Annotated in this window: 8 protein-coding genes; 5 read left to right on the plus strand and 3 right to left on the minus strand. The window is 60.6% G+C overall.

Annotated elements, in window-relative coordinates:
* Positions 1-277: winged helix-turn-helix domain-containing protein (locus tag V8246_RS14760; protein WP_336189878.1), on the plus strand; the 277-nt coding region annotated here is incomplete at its 5' end.
* Between the two features lie 529 nt (positions 278-806).
* Here V8246_RS14760 and V8246_RS14765 read toward each other — a convergent pair.
* Both V8246_RS14765 and V8246_RS14770 read right to left on the minus strand, forming a co-directional pair.
* Entirely contained in the window at positions 807-1,121 is a 315-nt protein-coding gene (locus V8246_RS14765; protein ID WP_271250866.1) for a hypothetical protein, read from the minus strand.
* A gap of 11 nt (positions 1,122-1,132) precedes the next feature.
* On the minus strand, positions 1,133-5,806 hold the full coding sequence (locus tag V8246_RS14770) for an RHS repeat-associated core domain-containing protein (RefSeq protein WP_336189879.1): 4,674 nt from the start codon (positions 5,804-5,806) through the stop codon (positions 1,133-1,135).
* Between the two features lie 2,105 nt (positions 5,807-7,911).
* Between V8246_RS14770 and V8246_RS14775 the strand changes: the two genes are divergently transcribed.
* The 4 genes from V8246_RS14775 to V8246_RS14790 are packed head-to-tail and all read left to right on the plus strand — an operon-like array spanning position 7,912 to position 12,242.
* Positions 7,912-8,538: a methylamine utilization protein gene (locus V8246_RS14775; RefSeq protein WP_336190092.1), complete on the plus strand. Its 627-nt coding sequence runs from the start codon at positions 7,912-7,914 to the stop codon at positions 8,536-8,538.
* 32 nt (positions 8,539-8,570) lie between these two features.
* Positions 8,571-10,883, plus strand: a complete 2,313-nt coding sequence (locus tag V8246_RS14780) for an EAL domain-containing protein (RefSeq protein ID WP_336190093.1) — start codon at positions 8,571-8,573, stop codon at positions 10,881-10,883.
* Entirely contained in the window at positions 10,880-11,764 is an 885-nt protein-coding gene (locus tag V8246_RS14785) for a DUF3034 family protein (protein ID WP_336189880.1), read from the plus strand. Before V8246_RS14780 ends, V8246_RS14785 begins: the two co-directional genes overlap by 4 nt.
* 1 nt (position 11,765) lies before the next feature.
* Positions 11,766-12,242, plus strand: coding sequence for a group 1 truncated hemoglobin (locus tag V8246_RS14790; protein ID WP_336189881.1), 477 nt, complete (start codon positions 11,766-11,768; stop codon positions 12,240-12,242).
* Between the two features lie 74 nt (positions 12,243-12,316).
* Here the strand turns inward: V8246_RS14790 and V8246_RS14795 are convergent, their stop codons facing one another.
* Positions 12,317-14,314 (minus strand): TonB-dependent receptor, encoded by a 1,998-nt coding sequence (locus tag V8246_RS14795; RefSeq protein ID WP_336189882.1) that lies wholly within the window; start codon positions 14,312-14,314, stop codon positions 12,317-12,319.
* Between the last annotated feature and the right edge of the window lie 62 nt (positions 14,315-14,376).

The following is a 14,376-nucleotide window of genomic DNA, read 5'->3' on the forward strand; positions in this document are numbered from 1 at the left end:
CTCCACCGGCTGGACCTTCTTCAGCAATCACAGCCACGTGCTCTTCTGCCTGGCGGCAGAGCCGCAGCAGACATTGCGCGAGGTGGCGGCCAAGGTCGGAATCACCGAACGAGCCGTGCAGCGCATCGTGGCCGAATTGGAGGCAGCCGGTGTTCTGGAGCGGCATCGCGATGGGCGGCAGAATACCTACCGCATAAACCGTCGTGTGCCCCTGAGGCACCCCTTGGAAGCACACTGCAGGATCGGCGACTTGATCGATGTGGTGGTGGCGCGATAGCGCATCGTCCCATCTTCCCATCGAAGGGACGAAATCAAGGATCAGGCCTTGGACGCCTAATCTAACCGTGCGTGGAAACGGGGTAGAACCCCCATGAGGCTTCTCCGCGCTAGTCGCGGCTGTAGACAGAAGTGAAGGTCATGTCTGCTTCGGGTCGAAAGCAGACGTCAGGAATAGCCACGTAACGGGTGATCGATATCCCCGTCTGGCGTACCGCCATAATGACGGAGCATCGCATTCGCAAATGCCTGTCTTAAGGCCAGGCGCCTACTTCGCTCAATGACTGCCAAATTCTGACGGAGTCCAGAACCGGGTTGCCTATCAGTTTCCGTGTGAGCAGGAGCCATCACTGCCAGCTCACAACAAACGAAAAGACAAAGGCTCCGAGCCCGGCCCGCACCCGTGCCTTTACAGTATTCGCGATTCAGGTAATCGAGTTTGCACAGACGTTTCAGGAGAGGCTCCAGCCAATACAGTTCTGGGAGCACTCTCCTCACTAAGGGAAGAGGGCTCCACGTCCGCTCAGAAGCTAAGCCCGGCTGAGGCTGCGCGCAAATGCGAGAAAGCTAATGCTGCCAATAAGAATTGCCGCTCCAGGCACAAGCACATTCCCGTGAACATAAAGCCATGCCCAAACCGTCGACAAGTCGCTGCTCTCCGTGTAGTGCTTGCCCAGCGCGAGTTCGAAAGCGAACCACAGCGGACCCCATAACACCAGCACAAGACTGCAAACAAGCAAAAGCAGCGTTGCTTTTGATCTCACCTTCCTATACAGAATGGCCGATGCCAAGATCAGGCACAGCAGCGAGACCACCGTAACGACGACTTCAACAGTTCCAAGCATATAAGCGCTCCTCATTCATCAATCTCGCGGTATCTCTTCTTGTAAAAGTCGTCCATCCAATCAGAAAGTCGATTGAATATGTGATCCTCACCACGATACTTTGCCTCATCGAGGAAGTCTTCAGTTGGGCGGTAGTACTTGTTCATCTCAGGGAACTCGTAGCGCATCGTATTGAGGAGCTCAGCAGCTTCCCGCCGTGTAAGCGACTGGCCCTCGTGGTGACCATAACGTTCCTTGAGTTTTGAGTCGAGAATTCCGCAAGCAATCGGATTGGACCCAGGTTTTGGGCCGGCTTGATCCGGCCCAACATGGCTCTGCGCCTTGTCTAGAGGATTTGTCCACTTTCGAAAGCTCGGGAACGCCCTCGATAGTTCCTTGGCCTTCGTTGAAATTGGGTCGAACTGGAAGTAGTACATGATCTCAGTACCGCTGCCACGACCACGCTCGTGAACAACATAGATTCTAAGTCGGCCATCCGGATCCACGTAAGACATCGGGTTGCCACCAACGTACTCGTACGTGTTGTTTCCATCGCCCAGTCCTATCGGATCAGACTGCAGGTAACGTCCAAGCTTTGAGCTGTAATCTCGTGCTCCGTTGTTCCAGTTACCTGTCTCCGCGTCGAAGTACTGACCAGGATAGCCCAGATTGTAGCCACCAATGCTGTCGACGGTAACATCTCTGCCGTAGGCGGAATTGTTAGCCTTCCAAACCAGCGAGCCTACGCTGTTCGTGACCGACTCAGCGCGCTGCTGCAGATCGTTATGCACGTAGTAGTTCTGGGCGCCGCGCACAAAAGCCACGATCTCCCCGTGAAGCCTTGCATAAACTGTCCATCCTTGGCCCGCTTTGAACTCGCCAAGAAGATCGCCAGCCTCATCATAGATAAACCAATACTGTCCTGACGGGCCATACTTATAAACGCGTTGACCCAAGCCATTAACACTGTATGTGGTTGGGACACCGTTCTTAACCGCTAGGCTCATCCGATTGAATCCGTCGTAGACATAGACAATCGAACCATCCTCAACGATGTTGCCGTTGTCATCGTGCGTGTAGTTCGCCGTTTGACTGCCAGATACAGAATGAAGACGATTAGAATTGGGATGATACTCAAGCAGGCTTGAGGCGGCCGCAGTGTATGAGCGCTTGTTCCCGTTCTTATCAAATGTCCATGATTCTGACTTAGCCATCGAGTTGCTGCTAAGCAAACGCGATACTGTGTCGTAACCGTAGGTGACACTTTTTGTCGTATCTGTTTGGTCGTTCACGCTAAGCGGGTGATTGTTCGCGTTGTACGAAACCGTCTTCGACTGTATAACCGTAGATCCCAACGAAACCTTCAATGACTTCGGGCGCCAGCTAGTGTCGTAGGTTAGCTCCCTCGAAAGTCCATTTCCGTACGTATAATTCTGTACGGGCCCAAATGGTTGGTATCTTACGTTTCCAGCCAGCACGGTAGTGGAGCCGTTGATGCTTGAGGTAACCGAGACAATCCTTCCTGCGGCGTATCCGTATCCAATCCCAACACCACCCGCACCTATTCCAACCAAGCGATCCTGCACGTCATACTGATAGGCAATGGAAGACGAGCCACCGGAAGGTAGCTGTCTTATTTCTAGAGAAACTTTGCCTGATGGCGTGTAGTGATAAGACGTCGATCCAGTCTCGTCATTGACCGCGCACACTCGCCCCTTCCCATTGGTGCAGGAGTCATAGGTTATTGTCTGTGTTGAGAAGCCGACAGTGCGAGACGATTGGCGTCCTAGTGCATCATAAGAGTACGTAACAGTACCCCCAGAGGCTGGCGTTTTCTGAGTGACTCGTCCTGACGAGTCATACTGGTATGTAGTGATTCCTGTGTCAGGACTGCTTACTTTTGTTACTTGTCCAAAGCCATCGTGTTCATACGTAGTCACTCCGCCGATCGCGTCGGTAACTGAGCTGACATTGCCGGCGATGTCGTATGTATAGGTGGACAAACCACCGTCCGGCATTAGCTCCGTAAGAAGTTCGCCGTGTGGGTTGTAGGTGAAGGTTCTGACGCGACCCAAAGAGTCCGTCACGCTTCTGACTTCACCAGACGCACCATACTGATAGACCATCGATTGGCCTTCTTGCGCGGTGCTTACGTGATAAGCGCCGCTGGCATCGTAGTGGTTGGATTGCATGAAGTGGACAATGCGTCCAGGAGGAGAAGACATTGTCTTCATGCCTGGCGCTACACGTAGGGGCTCCTGGCAAATCACGCCCGGCAGGCACGGTTCTGGACCCGGCGGATCTGGGTCGCCAAATCCAGGGACGAAGTTCTGTCCAGAGCCACTGATGGTCAGATTGGAGGCTCCGAATGGAGATATGCCGTGGATGTAAATTGGTTGATTCGCGTACGTAGCCAGCTGAGCTTGGGTTAGCGTGAACTGGAACCTGTGCTGCGTACCACTTGATGCGCATGCATTACCAACTGCTGGCTCACTTGCGTGATTAGCGAGGAAAGAGCCATTGAACGTCCCGACGCCGGCAGGCCCGCCCAAATAGAGATGAACGTCAATCGGGGCATCATGAAATGTAGAACAAGCCCATCCACTCACGACGCCACTTGCATTTGCGCTGAAATTTCCCAGGATTGAGCTCCCCGGTGGCCCTTGATATCGATCGACGATGTAGTGAGTTCGCTGTGACTCGTTGTTGTACTCGTACTCTTTAACCGCATGCGTTCCAGTTACTTCCTTTTCGAATTCCCTGATTAGTCGACCTACTTGATCATAGAGCTTGTGTTTAACATGGCCGTCAGCCTCAATCACCGAGCGCAGCAGCCCATTGCTCCCGTAGATGTAGCTGGTGTCATCATTGCCCGATGTTCGGTATGCACGCGCCTTTGTTAGACGGCCGAGTAGATCATAGGTAAGGTCAAGTATCTGACCATTCTCGCTTGTTATCCGCCCCGCTTGACCTAGAGCCGTATGGTTGGTGTATGTAACCGCATGGCCAAGAGTGTTGGTGGTAGAAAGAAGATCGCCAGATGGCGAGTACTGAACGGTTATCTGGTCTCCGGCTCCAGGGTAAGTTCCATCAACCACCACTGTTTGCACCATTCCGCTCGGATAGACAGAGTAGCCGTAGGCGGTGATTCGTTCCTGATTAGGACTGCCTTTTGACGATCTGTTGAACGTCTTCACCCACCTAAGTAGCCTTGCGGATGAGTGACCATCTGGGTAGTAGTCGTATAGTGTCTCCGAGATTGGCGAGGCCAATGATGCGCCATAACGCTTCACAGAGAGGAGGCGCTCCCGCTTTATGGGATCCCAGACGTACTGGGTAATACGCTGTGAGGCTGTATTTCCGCCGGGACCGATACCTGTGATTAGCAAGAGCAGCTGGCCGTCTTCGCTGTATGTGTAGTCGGTTTTATTGCCCAGAGCGTCAACGACGTAGTCTTTATTGCCTGCCGAATCGTATGCGGTATACGTCCCTCGGGCAGGACACGCTGCACTTGCCGGAATTTCAACGCCGATCACTCGCTTTGCGTCTCCGACTTCAGCGATGTGGTATCTAGTGGTTGATCCCAGTGTGTTGGTCACGTCGGTGTAGTCGGTCCCGTACGTAAACGTACTTTTCTCAATGCCCCCCTCTTTGCCCGAAGTAGCTACCTTGCCGTCACTGTGGTAGGTGACGCGGGTTTGTCTTACGTCGTTGAGCGAAATCCCGGTAAGCGTCCCAGCATTGGTAGAGACCTCATAGTGATAGGTTCTCTTGATCAAGCCACCTGGAGACGTGACGACCTGCAGCATGGCGGAGGGCGCGTACTGATAGGTGTAACGCCCGCCAGCAGGATCAACTACCGCGGACACCTTGTTCTGATTCCACTCGAACTGAATCTGCTTGCCTGAGGAATGGGTCAAGCCTGTAAGGCGCCTGGCGGCATTGTAGTTGTATGTAACCCCTATCCCTCGCTCGTCTCCAATCTTTATTGGCTGACCGGCGCTCGTGTACGATTCAATGCCACCTTCGCGAGTGCTGAGAATCCATGAGCCTGATGACTGGCTGACTCTGTTCCCCGCACCATCTATCCAAGCGCCGCTACCATCGGGTAAGAGCATCCAGGAATTGCCTCCACTTCGATGAGCATAGACTTCTGTGATGGTACCGATGCCGCCACACCAGAAGACCGCGTACAGGCTGGTGGTGCAAATTTCGCCATTCTGGTACTTGAACGAGAGAGCGGTATCGATATTTGAGTTCCACAAGGGGCCAAATATCCCATGAGTCTGGCCCGCACTGTTGTAGAAGCGCGATATCCCTAGAGACTGCCCCCCCAGATTGAGGTTAAAGTCGGTATCTGATTGAACTTTGTTTCCCGTCGCCACCATGACAGGTAACGACGTGACACCATCGCAGTCCTCTCCTGGGCTGTCGTCCCCAGTCACGATCTCAGCAACATCCACGTCTGTGGAGCCTGTCTCCTGATCGCTCTCCCAATCATCCTGATAGTCTGGCTGCGGGTTGTAGAACCACTCGCAGTAGGTGTGAGTTTCGTCAACACGTACGCAGGCCTGTGACCAGTCCTCTATGGCTGCATAGGCGATAGCCGAGCCACCTGCTGTCGCAGCCAGTAGAACCGCGGTGATTGACGCCCTTAGTTTCCGTGAGCTCTTAGCTTCAGGCTTAGTTTCATGAGCGGGCTGCATTCCTTACACTCCCCATGCGTTGTTGTAGGCGCGATCCGATGCACTTCTCGCAAGATCTCTTAGGCTACCGAAACCTAGGGCTCCATCCTTAGGACGGCGCTCTAACGATCCTATGGTCTCGACTCGATCGATTAACCCCTTTGCAACTTTTGCAGATGCACCGATGGCATCCCTGACTTGGCTCTCAGTAAGCTCATCACTTATGAGCAGGGCGAGTAGTCGCTTCTTAGCATTTGCGTTCACTGAAGCCGTAAAGCAACTATCGAGCTCTCTACATAAATCATTCAAGCCGCACGCAATGAGCTCTGCGCTCATGTGACGCTCATAGGCAACTGATCTTCTCAAGTAGTCCGTAGCGCCGTGTTCTATAGTTCTTCGCCATATCCCCGGGCCTTCATATCGTGGCAACGATGAACGCATGGAGGCCGCAATTAGCGCTCTTACTGCGTCCTCTTTTCTGGCGCAGAGCCCAACCATGCATGCGCTAGAGAATCTACCGTTGCCGTTGGAGAATGGGTGTGTAAGCAGAAGAAAGAGTCCGACTAGAGAGGCTCCCGCAACAATGTCATTTCCTGCACGATAGATACCTTGGCCGCACGCAAAGAATGACTCCATCAAGTCGGGCACCTTTGAGGGGGCTGCGTATACGTACTTTGCGCGCTCTATCGACCTGCCGCCTGTGAAGGCGTGGGCACTCCTGAGGCGTGCTGGACGTCCAAGAATGTCTGCCGAAACCTTCAGTACGCTAGATGCATCACTGCCAATCGCTCCTGGGCCGGACAACGTAAACAGTCTAGAGGCATGTGCGAGATCCGAATCTCGAGTGGGGCTAGATGACGCCAGCCAAGCAAGCACTAGCCTCAAGCAATCGCTGGCGTGAAGCGTGTCTTCTGTCGGACCGAACTGATCGAGAGCTCCTTTCGACTCGTCGAGGGGGTACGGTGTGCAAACCGCGATCGGCTCTCCAGTTGTGGGAGCCGATTCGATATCTGTATAGCCAAATGCTGTGCGATTCCGATCCCGTCGACTCACGGGCATTTCGGCATATGCGACCATTCCCCGAAGCCTCCTTTCCTCGCGTGAACGTATGGCTAGATCACGCGCCAGCTCTTGTCAAGCACCCTCGCCATTTGGAGGGGAACACCCAGCAAATGCGCCGTAAGTGGATGGACATAGGAGCGCTCGACTAGTGGTAAATGCGTGAACTTTTTGCCCTTGTCAGGACGGGAATATCTTGGTTGGTAACGCAGCTTAGGAGGCTGTTGGCTCCTCGAAGCTATGTTGCGAGACATTGTTGAATGGTGTTGTCTCTTGAACATGCGAGCCGGGTGAGTAGCAGACGAAGGTACGTCGCTGATGCGAATGCTGGCAGTTGTATAGACGGCCGAGATAGCGGTCACAGTCACGGCTGCTTTGCTTTGCGCAGATACGCAACTTCTTCCTTCGGCACCCCCTCGCACCAAGCCTTCGCTCGCTCACTGGAAGACCTAGGTGATTCGGCCGTACTCCCAGCGGGCAGGGCACTGAGTCCTCCGCCTGGATCTGAGGTGAGCGCGGCGCTTATCGACCAAGAGCCGAACCGCAAAGCGCGCCTACGACCTATGGGTGCTGCCTATATCTGGCTCCATAAACTATAGCCATGATGGCTGTGTCTCCTTTCGGCCAGAAGCGGACATCAAGCAACGGCTGAACTAGGCATACCTGCGAAGTGGGTTCGGTTTGAATGAATCGTTAGCGCCCCATCCTTGGCAGGTCGTACCCCAAAGCCCGGCCGCGACGACTCAACGCCGTTTTGGCCTGGCTCCCGACTCCCCGACCCGTTGAGCAAACGGGCAGAGTGGCTGTGTAGGTCACCTCCACCTCATGGGATTGGACTGACCTCGACGAAGTCGCGCATCCGTCGCCGACGTTTGTCGCGTAACGTCAGTTTCAGACTTAGACGGTGCGCCGCGACAGCACGCACGGCACCCCCTCCAGGCGCATTGGCCCACTGACGGGCGATGGCGCGTGGCATGGGATTTGCATATATGTTCTTGATCAGACAGGGGACGGTGATGAAGGGGCGGCATCGCGCAAGGCGGGCGTGGGTTGGGGGGCTGGTGGCCATGGGCTTGGCTTGGTGTGTCGATGCTGCGGAGGTCCGCTTCGCGGTGGGTAGCGGTAGTGGCCCGGTGGCCGATGCCGTGGTCAGCCTCCATGGCGCGGTGCCCGCGAGCACCCGCGCAGCCACCGCGCGGATGGACCAGCAGCACTCGGCCTTCGTGCCCGCCGTGCTGCCGGTGCAGGCCGGCACGGTGGTGGCCTTCCCCAACCGCGACAACATCCAGCACCACGTCTATTCGTTTTCGCAGCCACGGCAGTTCGAGATTCCGCTGTACTCGGGCAACAAGGCCGCGCCGATCCGCTTCGACAGGCCTGGCGTGGTGGTGGTGGGCTGCAACATCCACGACTGGATGATCGGCCACATCGTGGTGCTCGACACGCCCTACTTCGGCAAGACCACCGATGACGGCCATCTGACGCTGGACGTGCCGCCCGGCCGGTACACTCTGCGCGTGTGGCATGTGCGCGGCAGCGGTGCACCGCTGGAGCGCACGCTGGTGGTGCCGGCGGCGGGCACCTCCGCGACGCTGCAGGTGGCGCTGGCGCCGGCCCAGGAGGATGTGCGCGGCAACGACCGGCTGCGTGCGCTGCAGCAGAAGTTCCGCCAGCTGAAGGGGACGCCGCCTTGAAGCCGCGCCGTTTCCAGACGCGCGTGATCGCGATGATGATCGCGGTGGTGGCGGCCGCGCAGCTGGCCACGTTCGCGGTGGTGACGGTGGCGACCCAGCGCGCGGTGTCGTCGCGGCTGGAGCAGGAGCTGAGCGTGGGCCACCGCGTGTGGGAACAGTTCCAGCAGAACCGTTCGGAACAGCTGCTCGCCTCGGCCTCGGTGCTGGCGGACGATTTCGGCTTCCGCGCGGCGGTCGCCAGCGGTGACGCGCCGACGCTGCGTTCGGCGCTGGCCAACCACGGCACGCGCATCGGCGCCGACCTGGCGTGGCTGCTGGACCGCGATGGCCGCTGGCAGGCCAGCGCCGACGGCATGGCGGCGCCGGCGGCGGGCGTGCTGGCAGGCATCACGCAACAGGCGGCGCAGGAGGGCGTGGCGCTGCAGACGGTGGTGGTGGAGAACGCGCTGTACTTGGTGGTGATGCTGCCAGTGCTGGCGCCTGAACGGGTCGGCTGGCTGGTCGTCGGCCGCCGCTACGACGACGCGGTCGCGCAGCAGTATCGAAGCCTCACCGGACTGGAAGCCGCCTTCGTCACCAACACCGGCACCGGCACGCGTGTGCATGCCGCTACCCTCCCCGCCGACCAGCGCGCGATGTTCGCCAAGGTCTTGACGCCCGGCGGCGGCCAGGTGCGCGAACTGGCGGTGGGCGGCGACCACTACCTGTCCGATTCGCATCCGCTGACCCCCGGCGACGACGCGCGACTGGTCTTGCTGGATTCGTACGACCGCGCACTGGCGCCGTACCGCACGCTGCGTTCGCGCATCCTGCTGCTGTCCGGGCTGGCGACCCTGCTGGCCGTCGGCGTGGCGGTGGCGCTGGGTCGCGGCATCAGCCTGCCGGTGTCGCGGCTGGCGCAGGCGGCACAGCGCATACAGGCCGGCGATTACTCGCAGGCACCGGCCTCCGGCGGCAGCCGCGAGATCGTCGAGTTGGCCGGCGCACTCGGGCGCATGCAGGCCGACATCGCCGCGCGTGAGGCGCGCATCCTGCACCAGGCGCACCACGATGGACTGACCGGGTTGCCGAACCGCCGCCATGCCTACGACCGCCTGCAGGCGGCGCTCGATGCGGGCGGCGACGTGGCCGTGCTGGTGATGGACGTGAACCGCTTCAAGGAGATCAACGACACCCTGGGCCATGCGTTCGGCGACCAGGTGCTGCGTGAAGTGGCGCGGCGCCTGCGCGGCACGCTGGACGACACGCAGGTGGTGGCGCGCCTGGGCGGGGATGAATTCATGGTGATGCTGCCGGGGTTGTCGTGCGAGGCCGCGCGTGCGCAGGCGCAAGCGCTGTGGCATGCGTTGAAGCAGCCGCTGGACCTGTCCAGCGCCCGGGTGGGTATCGAAGGCAGCTTCGGCCTGGCCTGCCATCCGCAGCATGGCGACGATCCTGACACGCTGCTGCGACGCGCCGACATCGCGCTGTACGACGCCAAGGCCGCGCACGGCGGCGTAGCGGTGTACCAGCCGGGGCGCGATGAATCGCACCTGCGGCAGCTGCAGCTGATGACCGACCTGCGCCAGGCGATCGCGGGCGGGCAGCTGGAGCTGAAGTTCCAGCCCAAGCTCGATGCGGCCAGCGCGCATGTGCAGCACGTGGAGGCGCTGGTGCGCTGGCGCCATCCGGTGCTCGGCCCGGTGGCGCCGGATGAATTCATTCCGCTGGCGGAGCGATCGGGCTTCATCCACGAGCTGACGCGCTTCGTGCTGGACCAGGCCATGGTCTGCAATGCCGCCTGGCGCGCCGACGGCCTGGACTTGGGGCTGGCGGTCAACCTGTCGGCGATGGACCTGCTGGATGCGGATCTGCCGGACTACATCGAGCAAAAGCTGGCGGCGCATGGTGTGCCGGCGGCGCGGCTGATCCTGGAGGTTACCGAAAGCGCGCTGATGCAGGACATCGAGTACGCGCTGCGCATGCTGCACCGGCTGAAGGCGTGCGGCGTGCGACTGGCGATCGACGACTTCGGCACCGGCTATTCGTCGCTGGCGCAGCTCAAGCGCATGCCGGTGGACGAGCTGAAGATCGACAAGAGTTTCGTCATGCAGCTGGAAGAAGGCAGCGACGATGCGGTGATCGTGCGTTCCACCATCGAACTGGGCCACAACATGGGCCTGTCGGTGATCGCCGAAGGCGTGGAGAACGACCGCGCGCTGGCCCTGCTGCGCCACTACCGCTGCGACATGGTGCAGGGCTACCTGTTCAGTGCGCCGCTCGGCAGCGCCGAACTGCTGGACTGGTGCCGCCGTCGTGAAGCCGCGGTGCCCGACAGCGACCTGACGCTGGAAACCGACGCATGATCCCTGCCCTTCGCGTCCTGCCGCTGGCCTGTGCGCTGGCCTGTGCGCTGGCCGTCCTGCTCCCGGCGCTGCCCGCCTTCGCCGGTCAGGGGCGCCTGCTGGCCACCGGCGGCGGCGCCCAGATCGAGGGCGCGGCCGGCGGCGGCATCGTGCCATGGGCGGTGCTGTCCGGTTACGGCACCGATACGCAGCACGGCGGTGCCGCTTTCTACACGCGCGTGGACACCGGCGACTACGCGCTGGACGCCTACGGTGCGTCCTACACGTTCCGCAACCGGGTGGAACTATCGTTCGCGCGGCAGTCGTTCGACCTGGGCGAACTGCAGCGACAACTCACGCTGCCTTGGGATGCGCTGGAACAGGACATCTACGGCATGAAGGTGCGCCTGGCCGGCGACCTGGTCTACAACCACCTGCCGCAGATCAGCGTGGGCGTGCAGCACAAGCGCCTGCGCGACGGCGCGCTGCCGCTGGCGGTGGGGGCCCGCGAGGATCGCGGCACCGACGCCTATGTCAGCGCCAGCAAGCTGTTCCTCGATGCCGCCGGCGGCTACCAGCTGCTGCTCAACGCCACCCTGCGCTCGACCAGCGCCAACCAGGCCGGGCTGCTTGGCTTCGGCGGCGACCGGCGCGCGGACCGCCAATGGGTATGGGAGGGATCGGCGGCGGTGCTGCTGGATCCGCGCCTGGCGATCGGCGTGGAGTACCGGCAGAAGCCCGACAACCTGGGTTTCGCCCGCGAGGACGACTGGCGCGACGTATTCATCGCCTGGTTCCCCAACAAGCAGCTCGCCGTGGTCGGCGCCTGGGCGGACCTGGGCAGCATCGCCACGCTGGACGACCAGCGCGGCGCCTACGTTTCCGTGCAGTGGAGCTTCTGACATGACGATCCTGCGCCTGGTCACGGTGCTGGTGCTGGCAGGCCTGATGGCGGTGGCCGGCTGCGCCTCCACGCCGTCGCGCGACGATTCCCTGTACCGCGCACTGGGGCAGCGAAGCGGCATCGAGGCGCTGGTGGAGACGTTGCTGTTCCGCGTATCCGACGATCCGCGCATCGCCCACCACTTCGCCGACGTGGATATCATCCACCTCAACGACCGGCTGGTGGAATTCCTGTGCGTGCAGTCTGGCGGCCCCTGCACCTATGCCGGCAAGCCGATGGCCGAGGCGCACAAGCACGTGACCGTTGGCGAAGCCGACTTCAATGCACTGGTCGAGGACCTGATGTGGGCGATGGACGAGCGCGAGCTGCCGCGCACCACGCAGAACCGCCTGCTGCGCGTGCTGGCGACGATGCAGGGCGACGTGGTGCGCCATGGGCCACCACCGCCAGAAGCGCCGCTTCTGCCGAATCGCTGATGGACGGATCACCTACGGGATGTCCGGTTTGGGTCGATAGCGGACATGCCGCTCTCAAACACTGCTCGCGAGTACTAGAACTTGAGGCGCATGCCGCCGTTCACGACGAAGCCGTCCGTAGGCGCCCAAGCGTCCACTGTCCACTGCCCGTCCTCTGCGCGCTGAGGGAGCGTCATCGGGTGATAGCCGGTCTGGCGGATGTTGAGGATGTTCTCCAAGTTGAGGAACAAACTCACCTTGCCCAGCGTGATCTCGCCTAGCGCGCCCAGTTCCACGTACGGCCGTCCGGTACGCCGGTACGGGTTATCGTCCAACGACTGCGTGCCGGTGTAGTAGGCCTCGATGCCGACGCGGCCACGTCCATGCTGCTCCCACATGGCGACCAGGCCGGCCGTGTGGCGCGGCGTCAGCGGCACGCTGCGACGCCCCTGTGCATCCGTCCGCGGCTCGCTCGCGTCGGTGAAGACATAGCTGCCGGTCACGACGAAGTCCTGCCAGCGATAGCGCAGCAGGAACTCTGCGCCTCGCGTGCGCGTGATCCCATCGACATTCACCAGTTGGACGCGCCCGGTCCCGTTCGGCGCCGGAGAGGCTGAGGCCAACCTGACGGCGTGGTCGATGTCGGAGGCGAACAACGCAACGTTCGTCTCCCACGCCCCGTCCGCATATCCGATATCGAAAGACGCGGTCTTGGCGATCTCCGCTTCCAGGCCGTTCAACGGCTCAAGACGGGACAGGCCGGCGGCCTCGATCTCTTCCACGAACGGCGTGGGCGCATAGAAGCCACGACCCAGCGACGTACGTAACGTCCATTTGCCGGGCCGATACAGCAGGGACAGGCGCGGGCTTACGTGCGAGCCGTACTCGCTGTGGTGGTCCCATCGTGCGCTGCCCGCGAGCATAAGGTTTTCCCGCAACGCATGCTCGGCCTGCGCGAAGACGCCTGGAACGGTGTAGCGGTAGTCGAAGCCCGGAAAGGCGCGGGATGTGAATCGGTCCGATTGCACCGCCGTGCCTGCGAGCCAGGTCGTCTCCCCGAACCCGGAGGCGTAGGATGCCTCGGCAAAACCGGTCTGGTGGCGATCATCCTCCAGCACCTCACCGAATCGATGCGCGTGATCGGTGGTCATGGCCGATGCGCGCAGCTGCAGGCGGTCGGTCTCGCGCAACGGAATCTCGATGACCGTACCGGCATCGTAGCGGGTGGTGTCCTGCGTCAACGGGAAGGGCTGGCCATCCGGCATCAGCGTGCCCGGCAGCGTACCGCCCTCGCGATCCTCCTTGGTCGCGCCGAAGGTCACGAACGCCTTCGCACCGCGCTCCGAAGTCCAGAACAGGCGTGGACGCACCGTCCAACGCTCGTACTCCGGCATGTCGATCCAACCGTCATCGTCGAGGTCCTGGCGATCCTGCTCGTGGTAGCCCCCCACCAGCGAATAGCTCCACGCTTCAGAGAGCGGCGCGGCCGTGTAGGCGGTCGCGTCGTAGCCGCCCCGGCTGGTCACGTTGAGCAGCACTTCCGCCTCTTGCTCGTCGCGGGGACGGCGCGTGATCAGATTGATCACTCCACCCAGCGCCGCTGGCCCATACAGCGCCGAGGCGCTGCCCTTGATGATCTCCACGCGACCAAGATCCGTAGGTGGTATCTGCAGCAGGCCGATCGACGAGGACTGCCCGCCGTACAGCGGCAGACCATCGGACAGCAACTGGGTGTACCGGCCGCGCAGGCCCTGGATACGGATGTTCGATGCCCCCAAGGCGGGTGATGTGCTCTGCACACGAACGCCGGCCGTCTCGGCGACCAACATCGAGATGTTGCCGGGCGACATCAGCAGCTTCTCTTCGATCTCCTCGCGACTGATTACGTCGACCCGGATCGGCTCCTCGGACACCCTGCGACCGGAGCGCGTCGACTCGACAATGACGGCATCCAGTTCGACCGCATCCTCGTCGTGATGGTCATGCTCATCCCGGTGGGCCTCATCGGCAAACGCGGATGGGGCGGCGGCCAGCAGCAGCAAGGCAACCGCGGTGGCGAGGCGACGACGGGACAGCAGGGAACGTGGGGACATCAACAGCTCTCGGTGGCATCGCCAGTGTCGGGCGAATCGGAGCGCCGTTGTAAACGTTGGAG

This window comes from Pseudoxanthomonas sp. F11 (assembly GCF_037046485.1).
Taxonomy (GTDB): domain Bacteria; phylum Pseudomonadota; class Gammaproteobacteria; order Xanthomonadales; family Xanthomonadaceae; genus Pseudoxanthomonas_A.